The following is a 20,551-nucleotide window of genomic DNA, read 5'->3' as shown; positions in this document are numbered from 1 at the left end:
CGGCCTCAGCCGTACTGCGGAGCCGGGGGCTCGGCCGGGCCCAGCCAGGTCTTCAGCCACTCGTCGTAGCTCTGCTGCCAGGCGCTCTCGCCGGCCTTCTCCAGGGTGGCGTTGACCACCCGCAGCAGGTCGTCCGCGCCGTGCTTGACCGCGACGCCGTAAGAGTCCTTGCCGATCTGCGGGCCGACCAGCCGGGAGCCGTCCTCCTGGGCGGCCAGGCCCGCGGCGAGACCGCTGTCGGTCAGGACCGCGTCCACGCGGGAGAGCTGAAGCAGCATCAGGCAGTCCTGGGCGTTGGACCGGCCTCGCATCCAGGCGCCGTACTTCTCCTGGCCGTCGCCGCTCAGCAGCTCGTAGCCGGTGGAGCCGTAGGCGGTGCACACCGTCTTGCCCTTCAGGGTGCGGTTGAAGCCGGTGATGCCGGAGTTCTCGGGGACCAGCACGCGCTGGCCGGTCTCGAAGTAGGGGCTGGAGAAGTCCACGGCCGGTTCCTCCGGGGTGCCCTTGAGGGCCCGGCAGGTGATCGGCATGGCCTGCACCAGCACATCCACCTCGCCTTCCTCCAGGGCCTGTTGGCGGCGATCGACCGGGACCGTGCGGAACTCGACCGCTCCGCGGTCGCCGAGCAGGGCGTCGGCCAGCTGCTCGACCAGGTCGATGTCGAAGCCCTCCAGATCGCCCTTGGCGTTGCGGTGGCTCCACAGGTAGCTGTTCTGCGCCACCCCGGCGATCAGTTTGCCGCGGTCCTTGATCTTCTTGACGGCGGCTCCGTTACGGCTGCCGCTCTTCGGGTCCGGGCTCACCTTGGTGTCGCACTCTCCCCCGGCGGACGGTTGCTGCCGCGGGGCCTGTTCCGGCGGCCCCGCCGGTGCCTGCTCCGCGGACCGCGCTCCCGCCGTCGACGCCTGCTGCGATACGGCGCCGCTGATCGTGGGCACCGCCACCAGCGCGGCGGCGGCCAGCCAGACCGCGGCCCAGCCCCCGGCCACGCGGCGCCGGACGCGCGGCGATGCGGCGTCCCGTACCGAACCGCCGGACTCTGCGCCTGCGTTCCCCACTGCCGTCCCCTCCCTCGTCCTGCCGCGGCCCCCGGCGGTCACCGGTACTCCGACAGCCGCTTGCCGATGCCCAGGACCGCGCCCGCCGCGCCCAGCAGGCACAGCACCGCGCCGCCGACGGGCAGTCCGGTGAGTGCGCCGCGCCCGCTCTCGGCCTGCTCCTGGAACTGCTCCTGCTCGTGCTCCACCGCCGCGGCCAGCTTGCGGTCCATGGCGGCGAAGCTGCGCTCGGTGGTGTCCGTGACGGTCTCGCCGTCGGCCTTCCCGCCGATGGTGTGGGCCAGGGCGGCGTCGTAGTCGCCGCGGTCGTCCTGCTTCCGGGCCTGGTTGTGCAGCTGCTTCCAGTCCTTCAGCTCCGCCCAGGCGTCCGCCACCAGCTTCCGCCCGGCCTCGTCCTCGGCCTGTCCCTCGGAGCGCTGCATCAGCCGCTGGCCCTTGTCCTTGTCGTCCATCGCGCCCGCCCAGTAGTCGAACTCCTGGGAATAGGCGGCGCCCTCCCCGCGTGCCACCAGGGCCATGTTCTCGTTACCGCGGGCCTTCAGGCCGGCGATCCGGGACTGGGTCAGCAGCTGCACCGAGGCCGAGCCGTGGGCGTCGGAGTCCGCCAGCGAGGAGCGGGCCGTGGCATGGCCTGCCGTCAGCCAGACCAAGGAGGCCAGCACCGCCCCGGCCGCCGCCACCAGGCCCAGGTTGAGTATCCGGTTGGTGGCCACGTAGAGCCGGTAGGAGTAGAAGCCGATCACCGCCAGGACGAGCAGCCCGGCGCCGTAGGCCGCCCAGGGAGGCTCGGTGGCGTCGGCGCGGATCGCGGCCATCCGGCGGGTCTCCGCGTGGTACATGTCCTCGGCCGCCGGGAGCATGGTGGAGCGCATCTGCTCCGAGGCGTATCGCAGATAGGAATTGCCGACCGGCTTGTTCTCGCGGTTGGCGGAGCGTGCCGCTTCCACCAGGCCGGTGTAGCCGGGGAGTTCGTTGTTCAGGATGGTGATCTGCCGCTGCGCGGCGAAGGAATCCCCGGTACGGGCCGCCGCCTTGGCGAGCAGCCGGGAGGCGGTGCGGATATTCGCCTCATAGGCGACGCGGTCGGCGTGGGACTCCTTGCTGCCCCGCAGGAAGCCCGCCGCCGCCGTGGCGTCCGCGTCCGCCAGCGAGCGGTAGATCTCCGCCGCGTCCGCGCTGAGCGGCGCGGACTGCTCCGCCACATTCCGGGCCGCCGTCTGGCGCTCGTACACCGCCGTGGCCAGCAGTACTCCGAAGAGCACCGTCACCAGTGTCATGATCAGCCCCGCCAGCCGTAACCGGGCCGGTGGGGAACCCGTCCCGACAATTCCCAGCACCACGGAGGCCGCTGCTCGCGCCCTCCCGCGCCGCTGTGCCGGGACAGCCTGCGCGGCCACCCCCCTCGGTGCGGACACGTGCACGGATGCGCCCGGTCCGGACGCGCCCCCCGTTCCCGTCGGTGTCACCACACCGGTCCTCCCCCTTGTCGCCCGACAGCAGCTCCCGTCAAACGCCCTGCCCCGTACCGCTGTTGGGAACCCTAGTGCTTTGTTCCCTAAGGCAACTAGGCTGACGGAATGTCCACCGGGGGAGACAGAGCACATGGGTTGGAGCGGCGCGGGTTCCTGGGAGTCCTGGCCGCGGGGGCGTTGGCGCCCGTCGGCCTGGCTGGCTGCGGTACCGGCACTGGCGGGGAGCCGGGTCTGGCGAAGGCTGCAGCCAAGAAGGGCCAGGGGACCATCACCATCGGCTACGTAGCCTGGGACGAGGACATCGCGGTCACCGAGCTGTGGAAGCAGCTGCTGGAGTCCAAGGGGTATCGGGTCAAGGCCGTACAGAAGGACGCCGTTCCCGACCTCTTCCGCGGGGTGGCCGAGGGCCAGTTCGACGTCTTCATGGACGCCTGGCTGCCGAGCGTCCATACCGAGCAATGGGCGCAGTACGGCGGCTCGGTGGTGGATCTCGGCCCCTGGTACGAGCCCGGCGATCTGGGCCTGGCCGTGCCCGACTACGTGGATGAGGTCGAGTCACTGGTCGATCTGCCGGAGTACGCCCACTACTTCGACGGGACGATCGTCGGCATCGAGCCGACCGCGGGTCTGACCAGGACCGTCAACAAGTCGGTGATCCCGGAGTACGGCCTGACCGGCAGATACCGCCAGAAGGCCAAGGACACCGGCACCATGCTGGAGGCCCTGGACACCGCCTACGCCGCGAAGCGCCCTGTCCTGGTGAGCATGTGGCGCCCCCACTGGGCGTTCTCCAAGTACGACATCCGCTACCTCGACGACCCCGCCGATGCTTTCGGCGACCCCGACAAGCTGCACACGATCGTCTCCCGGAAGTTCCACGGCCGCCGCGACAACGAAGCCCTGGAGTGGCTGCGGAACTTCCGCGTAACGCCGGATCAGCTGCAGGGCCTGGAAGCCGCGATCCAGGACGCCGGCGGCGCGGACCACAAATCCGGCGCGGTGGAGAACTGGATCGGGGACAACGAGCCCCTTGTCAAACAGTGGCTCCCTATCTGAATCGAGCTACCTGTCCAGCTGTCTGCAAGGTCGGCTCGAGCTCTCGCTGGGCCTCAGCCTCGACGGGTATCGCTCGGCGGCCGCCCGTGCTTGTCGCGCCGGACCGTCGGCGCGTCGCCGTGCATGCCACTCATCATGAACAGCATCATCAGCGGGCAGACGAGCGCGATCACCAGGATCACCAGCGCGCCGGCCGGCACGCCCAGAACGAGGGCGCCGAGTACGGCGATGGCCGGCACGAGGGCGTACAGGCCGTAGTTGTGCTGTCGTGAGTTCATAGCAAGCCTCACTTGCCTGCGTGGTGCCGGGCTATCAGGTCTTGTTCAGTTGCGGGCCGCCGCGAAGCACCGCCAGACGGCGGTGGTATTCGTCCTCGTCGACCTCTCCACGGGCGAAGCGTTCGGCGAGCAGCTGTTCCGCGGTGTGGCGGGACGGCAGGGTGGTGGAGGGCCCGGGGCCGTCGGCCCGGTTCAGGGCGCGGTAGAGCAGGACGCCGCAGGTGATGAGCAGTGCCCAGAACAGGATCGTGCCGGTCGACATCGCGAACCAGCCCCATCCGCTCATATCGTGGTCGTGCCAATACATGGCGGTCACTCTCCTCATGGCGGCGGAGCGTCCCGGCGCGGGTGCCGGGCATCCGGCTTGCCGCCACCACGCTTTCAGTCTGGCCCCGGGCCATCCCCATGCCTTGGGCCGATGAGGGCAGCACTCCGGATCCGAACGGACCATACCCGGAGGGGGTATACAAGCGGATCGTGGGAGGTGCACCCAATCGAGCAAGGGGAGGTCTCCCATGAACATCTCCGAGATCGTGGTGACGGCACTGTCCGCCCTGCTGATCGCCGCCATCGGGTGGTACTTTCTCGGTCCGCGCCGCGCCTTCGGCGCCCGCCTGGAGGGCGGTGTGCAGCGGGTGGAGGTGGCCGTACGCGGTGGCTACAGCCCGGATGTGATCCGGGTGCGGCAGGGTGTCCCGGTCGAGTTGGTCTTCAATCGGCAGGAGTCCGGTGCATGCACGAATCGGGTCGTCTTCCCTGATCTGCATATCGGCGCCGATCTGCCGGCCTTCCAGAGCACCACCGTGCGCTTGCGGCCGGAGCAGGCCGGGTCGTTCGGGTTCGCGTGTGGGATGAACATGATCCGTGGCACCCTCGTCGTCGATCGGGCCGAGGACAGCGCAGGCAGCCCACCGTCGACGACGACGCCGTCAGGCTCGGCCGGAGTCGAACGAGCCGCGGGCGGTGAGGCTGACGTCCCCGCCGCCGAGGCAGAGTCGGCGGATGCCGCCGAGCGCCGCGCCGAACTCGCCGACCTGGGTCGCCGGGTGGCGGTCGGTGCCGTGCTCACCTTGCCGGTGCTGGTCGCCGTCATGGCGCACGAGTTGTTCGGTGCCCGCTGGGTGCCGGGCTGGATGCTGAGCCACTGGCTGCAACTGGTCCTGATCACCCCGGTGATGCTCTACACCGGGTGGCCGATCCACCGCACCGGCTGGCTGACCCTGCGCCACCGCGGTGCCGATATGAACTCCCTGATCACTCTGGGTACATCGGCCGCATACGGCTACAGCCTGCTGGTGACGCTCGCACCCGGCCTGCTGCCGGATGACGTGCGCGAGGTGTATTTCGAGGCAGTCGGCGTCATCCTCACCCTGATCGTGCTCGGCCGGCTGCTGGAGGCCCGTGCCAAGGCCGGCACCGGTGAGGCCATCCGCGCCCTGCTGGGCCTGCAGCCACGTACCGCGCGGGTGCTGCGTGACGGTGCCGAGGCCGAAATCCCGGTGGCCGAGGTGGTGGTGGATGACGAGGTTGTCGTACGGCCGGGCGAGAAGGTCCCGGTGGACGCCGAGGTGCTCTCCGGCTCCTCCGCGGTCGACGAATCGATGGTCACCGGAGAGCCGATGCCGGTGACCAAGCGCGCCGGCGACACCGTCATCGGTGCCACCGTGAACACCACCGGCTCACTGCACGTACGCGCGGCCAAGGTCGGCGCCGACACCATGCTCGCGCAGATCATCCGGCTGGTACGGCAGGCGCAGGCCTCCAAGGCCCCGATCCAACGCCTCGCCGACGCCATCTCGGGCTACTTCGTCCCGGTGGTCATCGGGGTCGCCATCGCCACGTTCACCCTCTGGTACGCCGCCGGGCCTGCGCCCGCCCTGACCCTGGCGCTGGTCTCGGCAGTCGCTGTGCTGATCATCGCCTGCCCCTGCGCGCTCGGACTGGCCACCCCGCTGTCGGTCATGGTCGGCACGGGCAAAGGTGCCCGGGCCGGCATCCTCATCCGCTCCGCCGAGGCTCTGGAGACCGCGCACAAGCTGGACACGATCGTCCTCGACAAGACCGGCACGGTCACCGCCGGCAAGCCTGTCCTGACCGACGTACGAGCCGAAGACGGCACCGGCGACGGGCTGCTGGCCCTCGTCTCGGCCGCCGAGGCCGACAGCGAGCACCCCCTCGCCAACGCCGTCACCGACGCGGCCCGCGAACGCGGCCTGGTTGTTCCCACCGCCACGGCCTTCGACTCCGTCACCGGCAAAGGAGTGGCAGCCACCGTCGACGGCCGCGAGGTGCTCGTCGGCACCGCCCGGCTCCTCGCCGACGCCGGAGTCGACGCCACCCACCTCATCCCCACCGCGGACCGACTGGCCGCACAGGGCAAGACCCCGATCCTGGCCGCGGTCGCCGGCCGGCCTGCCGGCGTCCTGGCCGTGGCCGACACCGTCAAGGCCGACTCCGCCCAGGCCATCGCCGGCCTCCACCGGCTTGGCCTCGAGACGGTCATCCTCACCGGCGACAGCGAGCGGACCGCCACCGCGATAGCCGCTCAGGTCGGAGTGGCGCACGTACGCGCCGGGGTGCTGCCCGAGCACAAAGCAGACGAGATCCGCCGCCTGCAGGACGAAGGCCGCCGGGTCGGCATGGTCGGCGACGGCATCAATGATGCGCCCGCACTCGCCGCCGCCGACGTCGGCATGGCGATCGGCACCGGCACCGACGTGGCCATCGAGGCCGCGGACATCACCCTGATCTCCGGCTCGCTGACCGGCGTGGCCACCGCCGTCCGCCTCTCCCGCGCCACCATGCGCAACATCAAGCAGAACCTGTTCTTCGCCCTCGTCTACAACGCCGTAGGTATCCCGGTAGCGGCCGGAGTTCTTTACCCGCTCTGGGGTCTGCGCCTCAGTCCGATGCTTGCCGCGGCGGCCATGGCCCTGTCCTCGCTGTCGGTCGTCGCCAATGCCTCACGGCTGCGCCGCCGCCAGGTCAGCCGGCTGACGGAGGGCCGGCCGGCGCCAGGAGGCGGGCCCAACGGCCCTGCCCGGGTCCGCCCGAAGGATCGATCCTGGAGGCCGTGACTCACCATGTTGGAGGTGCCAGTGCGGGACAAGCTGCCGGTAGTCGTGGGGGTCGACGGATCAGCGGCCGGCATACGGGCGGTCGAATGGGGCGTCGACGAGGCATACCGCAGGACGTGGCGGCTGCACCTCGTGCACGTGCCCCCCGGTCGCGGCAGCGTGGCGCGGGCAGCGGGCCGGCAGCTGCTCGAAGGGGCGGCGCAGGTTGCCCACGCGCGCCGCAGCCTCGTCGATATCACCTCCGATGTGCTCCCCGGGCCCGTAGCAAGCACCCTTATCGACGCGGCGACGCAGGGCAGCATCCTCGCGGTCGGTGCCCGAGGGAACAGCCATGACCCCGGTCTGCTGCTCGGCTCCACGGCGCGGCAGGCCGTCGCCGGTGCTCGCGGACCGGTCGTGGTCGTACGGGACGAGCCGCCCGGGCACCGCTTCGGGGTGCCGCGCGTCGCCGTGGGCATCGCCGGTACGGAACCGAGCACGGCGGCAGTGGACTTCGCGATCCGCGCGGCCGAGCTGCGGCACGCCGAACTGGGCGCCGTTCATGCGTGGGAACCGGCCCTGGTTCCGGCGTACCCGGCACCGGGCTCGCCGGGAGACGGGTGGGCCGAGGGCATCGCGCGCGCCCACGAAGTCATCAAAGGGGTATTCGGCGCCCGGGCCCAAGACGCCCTGACCGTCAGGGCCGAGCCCGTTCCGGGCACGGCATGGTCAGCACTGCTGCAGGCATCGACGGAGGCGGAACTGCTCGTACTCGGCCGTGGTTCGGGGACCGAACCGCCCGTGCTCGGGCCGACACTCAGGGTCGTGCTGCGCCGCGCACAGTGCCCCGTGGCGGTCGTGCCCGGCTGACCTGCATCGCCGGGGGCGGCGCATCAGAGTCCCGGGGCTCCCCAGACCGGAAACCAGCGGGTCAGCTCCTGCTCGATCGGCAGGTCTTCCGCCACGGCCGCTTTCACCTGGAGCTCAAGGGTGTTGTCGCGGCGCTCGCCCGGCAGCGGCGCGAAGGGGTAGAAGGCGCCGCGCTTGTAGAGATAGATCAGGGCGAGCCGGCGGTCCCGGTGGTCGCTGAAGCCGACCAGTGAGCAGAGCAGTTGCGGGCCGAAGCCGGCGGCCTCCAGGACGGAGTTGACCGTGTGCAGGTCGCCGACGAGGCCGGGCAGATCGGCCGGGCTGCGCCGGGAAAGCAGCCAGGCGTAGCCGTACGCGTCCCTGGAGACCTCCACCTGACCCCCCAGCCGCGCGGCGTCCCCGGCCAGCAGCGCGCGGATCTCCAGCTCCGCCTCCTCGAAGGCGGCGCCCTCGACGGGGGCGAAGCACACCGAGCCGAGGCCGGTGGGTCGGAACCCGGCGGTCGCCTCCATGGCGATGGCGGCGGCGGGCAGGGCGAAGAGCCGGTCCAGGTCGGGCGCGGCGGGCCGACTGCGGCCGAGCAGGATGTCCAGCAGTCGCACGGGGATCAGCTCCCGGCCCTGCGGCCGGCCAGCTCCGCGGAGATGCGCTCCAGTTGGGCCAGGCGGCGATCCAGGGGCGGGTGAGTGGACAGCAGGCGCGACAGACCGCCGTCGGCGCGCAGCGCCGGGGTGAAGAAGAAGGCATTGAAGGCGCGGGCGGTGCGCAGGTCGCCGGTGGGGATGCGGGCCATGTCGCCGCTGATCTTCGTCAGCGCGGAGGCGAGGGCGGAGGGCCGGCCGGTGAGGAGCGCCCCCGCGCGATCGGCGGCGAGCTCGCGGTAGCGCGACAGCGCCCGGATGAGCAGGAAGCTCAGCGCGTATACGAGCGCCGACACGGCCATGACGGCGGCAAGGGCGACCGCGGTGTTCTGGTCCCGCCGGTCGCGGAAGAGCTGGGAGTAGAACGCGAAACGGGCGACCAGGCCGGCGAGGACGCCGAGGAACGACGCAATGGTGATCACGGCGACGTCGCGGTGCGCGACATGGGACAGCTCATGCGCGAGCACGCCCTCCAGTTCCTCCGGCTCCAGGCGCCGCTGCAATCCGGTGGTCACGCAGACCACGGTGTGCGTCGGATTACGGCCGGTGGCGAAGGCGTTCGGCAGATCCATGTCGGCGATCGCCACCCGCGGCACCGGCATGTCGGCCTGGGCGCAGAGCCGGTCGATCACGCCGTACAGCTGGGGCTGCTCCTCGCGGGTCACCGGCCGGCCGCGCAGTGCGAACAGCGCAATCCGGTCGGCGAACCAGTACTGCACGGCCAGGAACCCGCCCGCGAGCACCACCGCGAGCACCCACGAGCGCAGCAGCGCGACGAGCGCCGCGATGAACACGACGTACACGAGTCCGAGCAGGAACAGCGTCAGCCCCATGCGGGCGTTCAGCTGCCGGTCGGACGGGAAGCGGCTGCGCATCGGACCCGCCTCTTCCACTTCGGCGTCTCAGAACCGGCCCGCGGGTATGCGCGGTTGCGGCGCGGGGCCCTGCGGAGGGGTGACCTGCCGTCGGGCGGCCCGGTTGCGCTGCAGCCGCACGACGAGCGCGTCGGCGGCCGTGGTAGCCATGAAGACCAGCACGAGCGTCGCGGTGAACAGCAGCGCGAAGCGTTCGAAGAACTCCGGTGTGAGGGATGTCAGCACCGTCCTCGCCTCCTTCGGAGAGCCGGCTGTCGGCTTCACCTCCAGCGAACATCACCCAGCCCTGGGGAGCTGCTGCCGAAGGGGCAGCTGGGGCGGGCCGGAAGACCCTCTGCCGAGGGCCGCTCCGCCCTGCCCGCCCAGCCTTTGAACGTTCCACGGTGGCATTGCCGGCTCCGGCGAAGTCCAAGGTCGCGAGGTGGGAATGATGTCCGGGAAACGACGTACCACGGTCCTTGCCTCCGTCCTGGCCGTGGTCATTGCCGTCGTCATCGCCGTGCTGTGGGGTGCGGAGCCCGGCGGCAGCGGCCGCGTTGTGCAAGCTCCTCCCTCGCCTGCGCGCTCTCCGCAGCCGTCGGGAATCTCGCCGTTCACCGGCCTGCCGGGCCGCGCCGGGCCGGTGCTCGCTGTGAAGATCGACAACGTGGGCGCCGCCCGGCCGCAGACAGGCATCGGCTCCGCCGACATCGTCTACGTCGAACAGGTCGAAGCCGGGCTCACCCGCCTGCTCGCGGTCTTCTCCTCCCATCTGCCGCCCGTGGCCGGCCCGGTGCGCAGCGCCCGGGAGTCCGATCTGGAGCTGCTGCGGCAGTTCGGCCGCCCCGCGCTCGCCTACTCCGGTGCGCAGTCCAGGCTGCAGCCGCTCCTGAGCGCCGCGCCCCTGTACCCCGTGACGACCGGCAGTGCCCCGTCCGCGTACCACCGGGGCACTGGCCGCGGCGCGCCGCACAACCTGTATCTGCGCCCGGCACCCGGTCTTGCCTCCGCCCCGTCCGCCACCCACGCCCGCGCCATCGGCTTCCGCTTCGGCCCCGCGCCGGACGGCGGGAAACGCGTCGACGCCCGCACGGTCCGCTTCCCGGCCGCGCGCTACACCTTCACGTGGTCGGCGTCGCAGCACCGGTGGCTCGTCTCCATGGACGGTGACCGGGCCCGTACCACCGATGCCGGCCGGCTCGACGCCGCGACGGTTGTCATCCAGCGCGTCACCGTTCATCCGTCGCGCTTCCACGACCGGGGCGGCAACGTATCGCCGTACAGCGAAACGGTCGGCTCGGGGGATGCCGTGGTGCTGCGCGACGGCCGGGCCTTCGACGCCCGGTGGTCGCGGCCGTCGGAGGCGGCCGGCACGTCCTTCACCACCGGCGACGGTGCCGCGCTGAACTTCGCCCCCGGCCCCGTCTGGGTCGTGCTCGCGGCCCGGTGATCACAGGGCCCGGCGCCGCGCTCGTGACGAGGGCCGTTCGGCTCCGTGCAAGGCCGCCGTTCGGTGGCGTGGTCCGGCCCGGGCGGCCCCGGTGCCCGGGTCTCCGCCGGACGCAGGGTGGGGGCATGAAGCGGAATCGCATCGTGATACTCGGCGGCGGCACCGGTGGCACTCTGATGGCCAACCGGCTGCGGCGCGCGTACGGCTGGCACGAGGCGCAGATCGTCGTCGTCGACCGGGATGACGACCACCTCTACCAGCCAGGTCTGCTGTTCGTTCCGTTCGGGATGGCGCAGATCGAGGATCTGGTCCGGCCGCGGGCCGGACAGCTGCGGGCCGGTATCGACTACCGGCGGCAGGAAGCCACCCGGGTCGACACCGACACCCGCACCGTGTACTTCGCCGACGGCACGATCCTGCACTACGACGTGCTGGTGATCGCGTCGGGCGCCCGGCTGCTGCCCGCTGCCACCGAGGGCCTGACCGAAGCGGGCCCGCAGGAGCGGGTGTTCACCTTCTACACGCCCGAAGGCGCGGCCGGCCTCCGGCAGGCCCTGGAGCGCTTCGAGGGCGGCCGGATCGTCGTGAATCCCGTCGACCTTCCGGTCAAGTGCCCGGTCGCCCCGCTGGAGTTCTGCTTCCTCGCCGACGCGTACTTCCGCGGCCGGCACCTCCGCGACCGCGTCCGGATCACCTACGTCACGCCTCTGGACGCCGCCTTCACCCGGCCGGTGGCCGCGAAGGCACTCGCGGGGCTGCTGGCGGACAAGCACATCGAGCTGGTCACCGACTTCGCCACCGGCGAGGTGGACGGCGCCGGCGGCAGGCTCATCTCCTACGACGGCCGCGAGGAACGCTTCGACCTCGCCGTGGTCGTCCCGGCGCACGGCGGCGCGGCGTACGTGGACCGCTCCCCCGGCCTCGGTGACGAGCTCGGCTTCGTCCAGGTCGACCGGCACACGCTGCAGGCGAAGGCCGCCCCCGAGATCTTCGCGATCGGCGACGCCACCGACGTCCCCACCTCCAAGGCCGGCTCGGTCGCCCACTTCGAGGGCGAGGCCGTGGTCCGCAACATCCGCCGCTTCCTCGCCGGGCAGCCGCTGGACGGCTCCTTCGACGGCCACGCCAACTGCTTCGTCGAAACCGGTTTCGGCAAGGGTCTGCTCATCGACTTCAACTACGACACCGAACCGCTGCCCGGCCACTATCCGGGTCCGCTGGGGCTGCCGCTGCTGAAGGAGTCCCGACTGAGCCACCTCGGCAAGCGCGCCTTTGCGTGGCTGTACTGGCACCGCGTGCTTCCCGGTCGCGAGCTGCCCGGCATCACCGCACGTATGCCGCGCCGGGGCAAGGCTGAACCCACCCAACCGAGGAGGCCGTAACACCATGCCCATTCACATCTACGCAGGCCACAGCGTCGTCCTCGACGAGGACGGCTACTTCACCGAGCCGGAGCGGTGGACCGAGGAGATGGCGCCGTACCTGGCGGCCGCCGAAGGCATCACCGAACTCACCGCCGACCACTGGCAGGTCATCAAGGTCATGCGCGCGGAGTACCACGCCAAAGGCAGCGGCCCGGCCGTACGCGCGCTCGCGAAGATCTCCGGAGTGCCGGTGAAGGAGCTCTACCGGCTCTTCCCCAAGGGCCCGGCCAAGGTCGCCGCGAAGATCGCCGGAATCCCCAAGCCGCACAGCTGTATCTGAGGAGGAGCTGCCGCCATGTCCACCGCGCCCGCCACCCTCGAAAAAGTCTCGGTCATCGTCTCCAAGGGGTCCCTGGACGGCATCTATCCGCCGCTGATCCTGGCCAACGGAGCCCGTGCGGAAGGCATCGAGGCCGATCTCTTCTTCACCTTCTTCGGCCTCGATGCGATCACCCGCCGCCGCCAGGAGCAGATCCGGCTCGCCACCGTCGGCAATCCCGGCCTGCATCTGCCCACGGCCCTCGGCGGCCTGCCCGGGATGTCCGCGGCGATGACCCGGTACATGGAGTGGAAGATGGAGCAGTTCGACTTCCCCTCCATCCCCGAGTTCGTGGAAATGATCGCCGACACCGGGGCGGGAATCTACGCCTGCAAGGCCTCCACCGACCTCTTCGGCCTCGGCAAGGACGACCTCATCGACTGCGTCGCGGACATCATCACCGTCGGCGAGTTCTACGCCCGCGCCGTCGGCAGCCAGATCATCTACACCTGAACCGGAGTCCTGCCATGGTCAATTCACCTGATGTGCCCCCGCTGCACGGCCGAGTCGTCCTCGGCTACGACGGATCAGGTTCCGCCGAGCTCGCGCTCGAGTACGCGGTGGACGAAGCCGTCCGCCGCGGCGCCGGCCTGGAGATACTCTGCGGCGATCCGTGGCCGTCGCCCGCCCCTCCCGGCGAGGGCCTGACGGCCGAGGATCACCGGTCCCGCTACCGCGCGACCCGCGACCTGGTCGAGCACGCCGCGGAGAAGGCAGGCAAGCTCGCTCCCGGCCTGATCGTGGTGCCGTCCGTCACCGCCGAGGACGCGGTTCAGGCCCTCCTGCGCTGCGGCCGCAGCGCGTCGCTGACGGTCGTCGGCACCCGTGGGCACGGCGGCTTCGCCGGTCTGCTGCTCGGCTCCGTAAGCCTGCGCCTGGCTGCCCGCGCCGACGGGCCGGTCCTGGTCGTACGCGGTGACGGGGAGCCGCGTGAGCGCTCGCAGGGCACCGTCCTTGTCGGCGTCCAGGCCGGCAGTGAAGAGCCCGCGCTGCGCCACGCCTTCGAGGACGCGCGGCGGCGGAAGGCACGGCTGCACGCGCTGCACGCCTGGCGGTATCCGCCGATGGCCACTGCACTCACCCGGATGGAAGCCGAGCGCATACGGGACGCCGACGTCTCCGCGCGGCGGACCGGGGAGAGCCTGGCCAGGTACGCCGTAGCGCCGCTCCGGGAGGAATTCCGGGATGTGCCGGTGACGGCCGGACACGAGTGCGGGAGCGCTTCCGCGGCCCTCGTCGAAGCGAGCCGGACGGCCGATCTCCTGGTGCTCACCGCCCGCCGCAATCCGCGCCGCCTGGGCGCCCATCTGGGCCCGGTCACCCACGCGGCACTCCAGCACGCGCACTGCCCTGTGCTGCTGGTGCCCGCGCCGTGATCCCGGCCGCTGCCCGGTGCCGCTGCCGGCCGGGGACCGGATGGTTCCGGAAAGGGTCCTTCAGCCCAGATACGCACGCCGCCGGCAGGCATCTACTGGCGGTAGCCGATTCAGGTAGCCGAGAGGGTTGAGATGCCACACCACACGACCGGATTCAACGGTGTGGACAGGACACGTCCCGGCCGGGTCCGGACAGTACAGCTGAGCCGCGAGGAAGCGCTGCGTCTGCTGGGCAGCGTCACCCTGGGCAGGATCGTCTTCACCCAGGACGCGCTGCCCGCCATCCGGCCCGTCAACCACGCACTCGTTGCCGGTGAGATCTTCATCCGCATGAACCGGGGCTCCGCGCTGACCCTCCAGAGCGAGGCGGCCGGCGCGGACGGTGTCGTGATCGCATACGAGGCCGATGACCTCGATCCCGATACCCATCTGGGCTGGAGCGTGGTGGTCACCGGCTATGCCCGGCTCATCACCGGCGCGGCCGAGCTCGCCCGCCTCCGCGGGCTGGTACACCCCTGGACCGACCGCGAGTTGGACCTGGCGGTACGCATCCGGCCGGAGGTCGTCACCGGCATGCGGCTCGAGCGCGGCACCGATGAGACCGGCGACCAATCCGGCCCCACCTGACGGGGGACGCCGCCGGGGCCGGCCGGCGGCGGCGATCGGTTCCTGAGGGCATGCGCCGCCCCGCCGAAGCCGTTTCATCATCCGCAAGCCGGACGTGTCCCAGGCCAAGGGCCGATCAGCCCCTCACCACAGGTCCAACGGCCGCTGGGCACCTGCGCCTTGGCGGTACGACGGTGGCGAGAGCCGGCGCGTACGCGATCCGAGGGGGACCCCATGTCATTCCTGCGTCATGTGCACCACCGCCGCGGCAGAACCGTAGCCGCGGTCATCGCGGCCGTGTGCGGCCTCGCCGCGCCCATCGCCCTCGCTCCACCCGCCGCGGCGGAGCCCACCACGTCCATCAGCTATCCGGCGGGCGCCACGGCCACGCTCTATACCGGCAAGGCCTTCGACACCTGCACCGCTCCGCCGCTGTCCGCGATCCGTGCGTGGGACGCGTCCCCGTACCGGGCCGTGGGGGTCTACATCAGCGGCGTGAACCGTACCTGTGCCCAGCCGGAGCTCACCGCTTCCTGGGTGAGCGAGGTCAGCAAGCTGCGGTGGCGGCTGCTTCCGATACACAAGGGCCTGCAGCCGCCGTGCGGCGCAAAGCCCACCGACGACAAGATCTCCCTCACGCCGGCCACCGCGACCGGCCAGGGCAGCGCTGCCGCGGACGAGGCCGTCGCGGGGGCCAAGGCCCGCGGCATGCTGCCCGGCAGTGCGCTCTACAACGACATCGAGTTCTACGACGCGACCGACACCGCCTGCCGCACGGCGGTGCTGTCGTATCTGTCCGGCTGGACGAAGCGGCTGCACGCCACCGGCTATCTCTCCGGCGTCTACATGAACCTCATGAACGGCGCCAAGAACCTCTCCGACGTCTACACCTCCACCGCCTACGCGCGCCCCGACGCGCTGTGGATCGCCCGCTACGACGGCGTGGCCTCGCTGAAGGGCTGGACGAACATCTCCGACTCCAAGTGGGGCGTCCACCAGCGTGCCAAGCAGTACCAGGGCGGCCACAACGAGACGTACGGCGGCGTCACCCTCAACATCGACAATGATCTCCTCGACGCGCCGGTGGCCACGGTCGCGCACGCGTACAAGGTGACGAGCACGACCGCACTCAACGCCCGCTCCGGTCCCTCGACCTCGTACGGCACCGTACGAAGCCACGCTCCGGGCGCGACGCTGAGCGTGGTGTGCCAGGCGGCCGGGTCGAAGACCGGCACTACCTCGGTGTGGGACAAGCTCTCCGACGGCACGTACGTGACGGACTATTACGTCAGCACGCCCTCGAAGACCGGCTACAGCGCCCCGCTGCCGCGCTGCACCTATCCATGGCAGATCAGCGCGGCGGACGGCCTCACCGAGCGCACCGGCCCCGGCACCTCCTACGCCGTCGCCGGAAAGTCCCCCAACGGCGCCCTGGCCTGGGTCGTCTGCCAGCGCGCGGGGAGCACGGTGGGCACCACCAAGGTCTGGAACAAGCTGAGCAACGGCCACTACGTCTCCGACTACTACGTCACCAACGGCAACAACACCGGCTACGCCAAGCCCGCACCCCGCTGCTAGCCCGTCGTGCACGTACGCGAGCCTCCGGCGCTGTTCGCCTACGCCCTTGGGCGGCCAACCGGACCGTCGTCAGCGCGCCTTGGGGGTGGGCGTCGGGGACGGGATGAGGGCCTTGTTGCGGTCGTGGCAGACCTTGCCCGGCTCGGGGCGGGTGCGATTGAGGAGGAAGTCGTCGACGACCTTGTGGGTGCAGTCGCCCATCGGGTAGAAGCCGTGGCCGCCGGAGGTGTTGGTGGCGAGCATCGAGTCCTCCAGCTGGCCGTGCACGCCGCGGGCCCAGGCCACCGAGGTGGCACCGTCGTACGTGTTGTTGACCAGCAGGATCGGCGGAGTGCCCCTGGCGCGCACGGCGCGGTCGGCCGCGGGCAGCGAGGGGGCGGGCCAGTCGGCGCAGGCCATCCGCTGGGCCTCGACGCCTTCGCTGAAGTGCGGCGCGACCTTACGGGCCTCCTGCCCGGCCTCGCGGGCCGCAGCCGTGGTGCGGTCCTCGGCCGCCAGGTGCAGGCAGGCGACGGCCTCGTAACTGCCGGACAGCGCGAACTCCTCCGACTTGCCGCCGGCGGCGCCTTCCGCTCCGTCTTCCGCGTCGTCCTCCGGCCCGTAGACCGCGGCGCGGAAACCCTTGCCGTCGCCCTTGAACGCCGCCGCCAGCGCCTTGTACACCTGCGGCCAGGCGCCCTCGTTGTACGTGGCCCCCTGCAGCAGCGAGAGCACCTCGAACTTGCTCACGTCCGGTCCGTCACCCGCCGGCAGTTCTTTCTTGTCCAGCTTGGCCAGCAGGTCGTCGAGCTTGGCCATCACCGCGGCGCGGGTGTCGCCCATGGGGCAGCGCCCGCCGTCGACGCAGGTCTGCACCATCACCGTGAGTCCGTTCTCGTACCCGTTGGCGTCGGAGGTGGCGTCCCCCGGCCAGTGCGTCGGGTCGACGACGGAGTCGAGCACCATGCGGCCGGTCTTCTTCGGAAACTGCTGGGCGTAGAACTGGCCGAGCAGCGTGCCGTACGAGATGCCGTAGTAATGGAGCTTGTCCTGGTGCAGCGCCGCCCGGGCCACGTCCAGGTCGCGGGCGGTGTTGTCGGTGCCGACGTGCGGCAGCACCTTGCCGGACTTCTTCGCACAGCCGGCGGCGAAGAGCTCGGCCCGGCGCTCCGTATGACCCGCGTCGTCGGCCTTGAAGAACGGGTCGCCCAGCAGGCACTCGACCGGGCTGGACTCGCCGATACCGCGCGGATCCATGCCGACGATGTCGTACCGCTCGCGCACCCGCTCGGTGAAGAAGCCCTTCGCGTCAAAGGCGAAGTCGATGCCCGAGCCGCCCGGGCCGCCGGGGTTGGTGAACAGCGCGCCGATGCGGCGCGACTCGTCCGTGGCGGGCAGCCGGTTCAGAGCGACCTCGATCGTCGGGCCGGACGGATCGGCGTAGTCCAGCGGCACGGTGAGCTTGGCGCATTCGAACCCACCCGCCTCGGCGGACGGCGCCGGCGTCGAACCGCCCCAGTCGCCGGGGGCGCAGGACCGCCAGATCAGCTCCTGGGTATAGAAGCGGGCCAGGCTCTCGCGCGGCGCCTCGGTGGCGTCGCCGCCTGCCCGCGGGGCGGCCTGGCCGGCACCGCCGCACGAGGTGACCAGGAGCGATACGGCGGCCGCGAAGGCCGCGACCGGGAGGGTGCGGCGCGGGCGGCCGGGCGGCCGCCGGGTCTGAGACCTCATGGCCCGACCGTAGGGGCGAGGGACGCCGGGCGCAGGTCAAGCGCCGCTGTCAGCGGTACGGACTCGCCGTGCCGGCCAACGGCGCCCCGCCGGCCCGCTCGGTCAGCGCGTCTCCGGGTGCCAGCCCGTCGCTTCGTCCGCGGACGGGTTCCGGGTCGGCAGCAGCCAGTCCTCCCAGGCGGCCAGGGCGAGGAGCACGCCGAGCATGGCGAGCGGGGCGAGGACGGCGAGCAGCATCATCGGGGTGCACCCATCGGCTCGGCAACGCCCTCCCAGGACCACTCGCCCTGCGTCTTCATGGCCGTCCTCCCCGTACGCGGGTGCCGGCGCCGCCCCATCAGCCCGGGCGGCGCCGGCGGGGAACCTCCTGCCCCGGGTGCCACCCGGCGTCCAGCCAAAACCCTCCCGGCCGTCCGGACCCTCGCCGCGCTCTCGGGATCCCATGGGCCCGGTCCCCGGGCCCGTCCGGCCCTGCTCCCCGGGCGGCAGTCGATGGATGCTGGAAGTGCGGCCGCAGCACGCAATGTGGGATCCACCGCAGGAGGTGCGATGAACGCAATGCCCGCGCGGCGACACGGCTGGCCCATGCCGCTGCCCGAACTGATCGACTGGCTGGAGTCGGGTTTCCCGGCGATACCGGGGATGCGCCCGGCGCCGGGCATCCATGGCATCCGTATCGAGGACGAACTCACCGACGGCGCCTACGTCATCAGCGCCGAGCTGCCGGGCATCGACCCGGCGAAGGACCTCGAGATCAGCGTGGAAGGCGACCTTCTGATCATCCGCGCCGAGCGCGCCGAGACGACCGAGGGCAAGCACCACACCGAGTTCCGCTACGGCACGTTCGCCCGCTCCCTCCGGCTGCCCGCCGGCGCCGCGGGTGACGAGGCCACCGCGGACTACAAGGCCGGGGTCCTGACCATCACGGTCCCGGTCCCGGAGAAGAAGACCGAGACCCGCACGATCAAGGTCTCCACCGAGTGAGCGGCCGGGCCGGAGGCGTTACGGCGCCTCCGGCCCTTCCGTGTTCACCGTTCGTACGGACTCGGCACCGGGAAGTACGCCTGCAGGAACGGCCGCAGCAGCACGGTCTGGCCCTGGCTGTCGGCCGCCTGCGACACGGTGTCGTTGACGCAGAAGGCGGTGCGGTCGCGGGTGGCCAGGAGCTGCCACAGGCGGCGTTCGACATTCGGCTCGGACAGGTCGAGGTAGGCGTAGCGGATGCGGGCGGGCGTGGCGCGGCCGGTGTGGAAGGCGTAGTAGTGGTGCAGCGAGGAGGCGACGGCGATGTCGTCCTGACTGCGGAAGCGGTGCCCGCCGGTGGCCCGGTGCTCCGCGCGGAACCGTGCCTCGATCTCGGTGAGGACGCTCCGCCGCAGCGGGTGCGGGGTGTGCTTGAACTTGTGCACCGGCGTGGTGCCGAAGCAGCGCTCGATCAGCAGCCGGTTGTTCTTCGCGGCCGCCGATACGGGTGTGTCGTCCGGGTCGGGAGGCCCGAACGGCACCAGCGCAGGCGACGGGAAGAACTTGGTCAGCCCGCCGGCGAGGAAGAAGTCCTGCGGCACCGTCTCGCGGCCGAGGAAGACGTCGTCGTTGAAGTACAGGAAGTGCTCGGCGAGTCCGTCGATGTGGTGCAGCCGGCTCTCGATGGCGTGGGAGTTGAAGGTGGGCAGCGCGCGCGAGTCGTCGAAGATGTCCCGGTGGGAGATCACGCACAGCCCGGGGTGGGTGGTGTCGAGCCAGGGCGGGACCTGGTCGTCAGTGACCAGGTAGACCCTGCGGATCCACGGCGCGTGGGCGGCCAGCGAGCGCAGTGAGTAGCGCAGTTCGTCGTGGTCGGCGTAGCGGGCGGGGTTGGCGGCCTCGTCGTGGTAGGCCGGTCCGGTCTGCCCGGCGTAGGCCGCGCGGCGTCGCAGCCAGGCCGGGTCGTCGCCGTCGACCCACGTGTAGACGGCATCGATGGGGAAGGCGATGTCCTGCGGCAGCGGATGCGCGAACTCGGCCCGCGTACGCACCCGCACCGGCCCGTATCCCCAGCTGGTCGCATCCTCGACGGTGACCGGCGGGGCGGCGGCGTCGACGGCGGCGGTGACGCCGTTGGGGCGCGGGGCGAGCAGCTGCCCGTCCGCTCCCGGCCAGAACTGCACCTCGCAGCCGTACCGTTCCGCCAGTATCAGCCGGCCGGTCGGCTCGGTGCGAAACCAGGTCAGGCGCAGGCCCCGGCCGCTGCTCTCCGCGATCCGGCGCCAGATGCGCGGGTCATCGGCGGGAGCCAGATGCCGGCCCGCCGGCCGGCCGGGCGCGGTGACGTAGCCCGGCTCTGAGGCACACAGCTCGCGGAGCGCCGCGCAGGCCTTTCCCCGGTCGTCGTCCGCCACGGCGACGACGCTGCGGCCGCGCTCGCGGCCGCGCAGGCAGAAATGGTCGACGCCGGCCTCCGCCAGCGCCCCGGTGACCGATTGGAGGCCGGCTCTGCGGGCGCGTACGGGCGTCAGCTGCGGGTCCACCAGCGCGATCCGCGCCCGCCCGGCGGCGAGCACCACGGTACGGTCCGGCGCCTGGGACAGGGCCCGCAGCCGCTCGGACAGCAGCGCCCCCTGCACGCGCGCTCGCCGCCGGGTCTCCGCCAGCGCCGCCAGTTGCCGCTTGGCCTTCGCCCTGGTCTGCGGTGCGTATCGCGACGCCAGCACTCGGCGCAGCGCGACCGGCAGCATGCGGCGGTAGGCGGCGACCGCCGCGGAGGACTCCGGATTGGCCGCTGACTCGGCCACGCCCCTGCTCATCGCCGCTCCCCTCTGACGCT

Annotated in this window: 21 protein-coding genes; 11 read left to right on the top strand and 10 right to left on the bottom strand. The window is 71.5% G+C overall.

Annotated features, from left to right (window positions below):
- Window positions 1-5: 5 nt before the first annotated feature.
- Both G5C51_RS42725 and G5C51_RS01060 read right to left on the bottom strand, forming a co-directional pair.
- On the bottom strand, window positions 6-1,058 hold the full coding sequence (locus G5C51_RS42725) for a transporter substrate-binding domain-containing protein (protein WP_165229950.1): 1,053 nt from the start codon (window positions 1,056-1,058) through the stop codon (window positions 6-8).
- A 38-nt stretch (window positions 1,059-1,096) separates the two neighbouring features.
- The gene (locus tag G5C51_RS01060) at window positions 1,097-2,335 is read right to left on the bottom strand and encodes a hypothetical protein (RefSeq protein WP_165229947.1); all 1,239 of its coding nucleotides are present in this window, start codon (window positions 2,333-2,335) and stop codon (window positions 1,097-1,099) included.
- 300 nt (window positions 2,336-2,635) lie between these two features.
- Between G5C51_RS01060 and G5C51_RS01055 the strand changes: the two genes are divergently transcribed.
- Window positions 2,636-3,586 carry a glycine betaine ABC transporter substrate-binding protein gene (locus G5C51_RS01055; protein WP_165229944.1) on the top strand — a complete coding sequence of 317 codons (951 nt, stop codon included), beginning with the start codon at window positions 2,636-2,638 and terminating at the stop codon, window positions 3,584-3,586.
- 53 nt (window positions 3,587-3,639) lie between these two features.
- Here G5C51_RS01055 and G5C51_RS01050 read toward each other — a convergent pair whose 3' ends face one another.
- Both G5C51_RS01050 and G5C51_RS01045 read right to left on the bottom strand, forming a co-directional pair.
- Complete coding sequence (locus G5C51_RS01050) at window positions 3,640-3,864, bottom strand: DUF2933 domain-containing protein (protein WP_165229941.1); 225 nt, start codon at window positions 3,862-3,864, stop codon at window positions 3,640-3,642.
- A 34-nt stretch (window positions 3,865-3,898) separates the two neighbouring features.
- Window positions 3,899-4,150 (bottom strand): SHOCT domain-containing protein, encoded by a 252-nt coding sequence (locus tag G5C51_RS01045; protein WP_240929293.1) that lies wholly within the window; start codon window positions 4,148-4,150, stop codon window positions 3,899-3,901.
- Between the two features lie 229 nt (window positions 4,151-4,379).
- Between G5C51_RS01045 and G5C51_RS01040 the strand changes: the two genes are divergently transcribed.
- Window positions 4,380-6,941, top strand: coding sequence for a heavy metal translocating P-type ATPase (locus tag G5C51_RS01040; protein WP_165229935.1), 2,562 nt, complete (start codon window positions 4,380-4,382; stop codon window positions 6,939-6,941).
- A 15-nt stretch (window positions 6,942-6,956) separates the two neighbouring features.
- Complete coding sequence (locus G5C51_RS01035; RefSeq protein ID WP_165229932.1) at window positions 6,957-7,790, top strand: universal stress protein; 834 nt, start codon at window positions 6,957-6,959, stop codon at window positions 7,788-7,790.
- A gap of 23 nt (window positions 7,791-7,813) precedes the next feature.
- Here the strand turns inward: G5C51_RS01035 and pspAB are convergent, their stop codons facing one another.
- Genes pspAB through G5C51_RS01020 form a run of 3 tightly spaced genes read right to left on the bottom strand, consistent with a single transcriptional unit; the run spans window position 7,814 to window position 9,531 of the window.
- Window positions 7,814-8,392, bottom strand: coding sequence for a PspA-associated protein PspAB (gene pspAB, locus G5C51_RS01030; protein ID WP_165229929.1), 579 nt, complete (start codon window positions 8,390-8,392; stop codon window positions 7,814-7,816).
- A gap of 5 nt (window positions 8,393-8,397) precedes the next feature.
- On the bottom strand, window positions 8,398-9,306 hold the full coding sequence (htpX, locus tag G5C51_RS01025; RefSeq protein WP_165229926.1) for a zinc metalloprotease HtpX: 909 nt from the start codon (window positions 9,304-9,306) through the stop codon (window positions 8,398-8,400).
- A gap of 27 nt (window positions 9,307-9,333) precedes the next feature.
- Entirely contained in the window at window positions 9,334-9,531 is a 198-nt protein-coding gene (locus G5C51_RS01020; protein WP_165229923.1) for a hypothetical protein, read from the bottom strand.
- Window positions 9,532-9,733: 202 nt separating this feature from the next.
- On the opposite strand from G5C51_RS01020, the gene G5C51_RS01015 reads away from it, so the two are divergent.
- The 7 genes from G5C51_RS01015 (at window position 9,734) to G5C51_RS00985 (ending at window position 16,038) form a co-directional block, all read left to right on the top strand.
- Window positions 9,734-10,735, top strand: a complete 1,002-nt coding sequence (locus G5C51_RS01015) for a DUF3048 domain-containing protein (protein WP_420824777.1) — start codon at window positions 9,734-9,736, stop codon at window positions 10,733-10,735.
- Window positions 10,736-10,860: 125 nt separating this feature from the next.
- A complete protein-coding gene (sqr, locus tag G5C51_RS01010) occupies window positions 10,861-12,117 on the top strand; it encodes a type III sulfide quinone reductase, selenoprotein subtype (protein ID WP_165229917.1) in 1,257 nt (418 codons plus the stop codon).
- 4 nt (window positions 12,118-12,121) lie between these two features.
- Complete coding sequence (locus G5C51_RS01005) at window positions 12,122-12,439, top strand: TusE/DsrC/DsvC family sulfur relay protein (RefSeq protein WP_165229914.1); 318 nt, start codon at window positions 12,122-12,124, stop codon at window positions 12,437-12,439.
- A gap of 15 nt (window positions 12,440-12,454) precedes the next feature.
- Window positions 12,455-12,931, top strand: a complete 477-nt coding sequence (locus G5C51_RS01000; RefSeq protein WP_165229911.1) for a DsrE/DsrF/DrsH-like family protein — start codon at window positions 12,455-12,457, stop codon at window positions 12,929-12,931.
- Between the two features lie 14 nt (window positions 12,932-12,945).
- Window positions 12,946-13,854 carry a universal stress protein gene (locus tag G5C51_RS00995; RefSeq protein WP_165229908.1) on the top strand — a complete coding sequence of 303 codons (909 nt, stop codon included), beginning with the start codon at window positions 12,946-12,948 and terminating at the stop codon, window positions 13,852-13,854.
- A gap of 162 nt (window positions 13,855-14,016) precedes the next feature.
- The gene (locus G5C51_RS00990; RefSeq protein WP_338117967.1) at window positions 14,017-14,481 is read left to right on the top strand and encodes a pyridoxamine 5'-phosphate oxidase family protein; all 465 of its coding nucleotides are present in this window, start codon (window positions 14,017-14,019) and stop codon (window positions 14,479-14,481) included.
- Between the two features lie 213 nt (window positions 14,482-14,694).
- A complete protein-coding gene (locus tag G5C51_RS00985; RefSeq protein WP_165229902.1) occupies window positions 14,695-16,038 on the top strand; it encodes a glycoside hydrolase domain-containing protein in 1,344 nt (447 codons plus the stop codon).
- Between the two features lie 69 nt (window positions 16,039-16,107).
- Here G5C51_RS00985 and G5C51_RS00980 read toward each other — a convergent pair whose 3' ends face one another.
- Entirely contained in the window at window positions 16,108-17,748 is a 1,641-nt protein-coding gene (locus G5C51_RS00980) for an alpha/beta hydrolase (protein ID WP_165229899.1), read from the bottom strand.
- A 102-nt stretch (window positions 17,749-17,850) separates the two neighbouring features.
- Window positions 17,851-17,988, bottom strand: coding sequence for a hypothetical protein (locus G5C51_RS00975; RefSeq protein ID WP_165229896.1), 138 nt, complete (start codon window positions 17,986-17,988; stop codon window positions 17,851-17,853).
- 309 nt (window positions 17,989-18,297) lie between these two features.
- Between G5C51_RS00975 and G5C51_RS00970 the strand changes: the two genes are divergently transcribed.
- Window positions 18,298-18,732 carry an Hsp20/alpha crystallin family protein gene (locus G5C51_RS00970; protein ID WP_165229893.1) on the top strand — a complete coding sequence of 145 codons (435 nt, stop codon included), beginning with the start codon at window positions 18,298-18,300 and terminating at the stop codon, window positions 18,730-18,732.
- Window positions 18,733-18,776: 44 nt separating this feature from the next.
- Here the strand turns inward: G5C51_RS00970 and G5C51_RS00965 are convergent, their stop codons facing one another.
- Window positions 18,777-20,519, bottom strand: coding sequence for a stealth conserved region 3 domain-containing protein (locus tag G5C51_RS00965; RefSeq protein WP_338117966.1), 1,743 nt, complete (start codon window positions 20,517-20,519; stop codon window positions 18,777-18,779).
- Window positions 20,520-20,551 lie beyond the last annotated feature (32 nt).

It is taken from the genome of Streptomyces coryli, from assembly GCF_011044975.1.
GTDB classification, from domain to species: domain Bacteria; phylum Actinomycetota; class Actinomycetes; order Streptomycetales; family Streptomycetaceae; genus Streptomyces; species Streptomyces coryli.
The sequence above is the reverse complement of the archived record's forward strand: the minus strand, read 5'-3'. Positions and strand labels throughout refer to the sequence as shown.

Excerpts from the sequence above, each read along its gene's own strand:
- G5C51_RS01060 (WP_165229947.1), bottom strand. The coding sequence starts at position 2,335 with ATGACACTGGTGACGGTGCTCTTCGGAGTACTGCTGGCCACGGCGGTG.
- G5C51_RS01055 (WP_165229944.1), top strand. The coding sequence starts at position 2,636 with ATGTCCACCGGGGGAGACAGAGCACATGGGTTGGAGCGGCGCGGGTTC.
- G5C51_RS01050 (WP_165229941.1), bottom strand. The coding sequence starts at position 3,864 with ATGAACTCACGACAGCACAACTACGGCCTGTACGCCCTCGTGCCGGCC.
- G5C51_RS01045 (WP_240929293.1), bottom strand. The coding sequence starts at position 4,150 with ATGAGCGGATGGGGCTGGTTCGCGATGTCGACCGGCACGATCCTGTTC.
- G5C51_RS01040 (WP_165229935.1), top strand. The coding sequence starts at position 4,380 with ATGAACATCTCCGAGATCGTGGTGACGGCACTGTCCGCCCTGCTGATC.
- htpX (WP_165229926.1), bottom strand. The coding sequence starts at position 9,306 with ATGCGCAGCCGCTTCCCGTCCGACCGGCAGCTGAACGCCCGCATGGGG.
- G5C51_RS01015 (WP_420824777.1), top strand. The coding sequence starts at position 9,734 with ATGATGTCCGGGAAACGACGTACCACGGTCCTTGCCTCCGTCCTGGCC.
- sqr (WP_165229917.1), top strand. The coding sequence starts at position 10,861 with ATGAAGCGGAATCGCATCGTGATACTCGGCGGCGGCACCGGTGGCACT.
- G5C51_RS01005 (WP_165229914.1), top strand. The coding sequence starts at position 12,122 with ATGCCCATTCACATCTACGCAGGCCACAGCGTCGTCCTCGACGAGGAC.
- G5C51_RS01000 (WP_165229911.1), top strand. The coding sequence starts at position 12,455 with ATGTCCACCGCGCCCGCCACCCTCGAAAAAGTCTCGGTCATCGTCTCC.
- G5C51_RS00995 (WP_165229908.1), top strand. The coding sequence starts at position 12,946 with ATGGTCAATTCACCTGATGTGCCCCCGCTGCACGGCCGAGTCGTCCTC.
- G5C51_RS00985 (WP_165229902.1), top strand. The coding sequence starts at position 14,695 with ATGTCATTCCTGCGTCATGTGCACCACCGCCGCGGCAGAACCGTAGCC.
- G5C51_RS00980 (WP_165229899.1), bottom strand. The coding sequence starts at position 17,748 with ATGAGGTCTCAGACCCGGCGGCCGCCCGGCCGCCCGCGCCGCACCCTC.
- G5C51_RS00975 (WP_165229896.1), bottom strand. The coding sequence starts at position 17,988 with ATGATGCTGCTCGCCGTCCTCGCCCCGCTCGCCATGCTCGGCGTGCTC.
- G5C51_RS00970 (WP_165229893.1), top strand. The coding sequence starts at position 18,298 with ATGAACGCAATGCCCGCGCGGCGACACGGCTGGCCCATGCCGCTGCCC.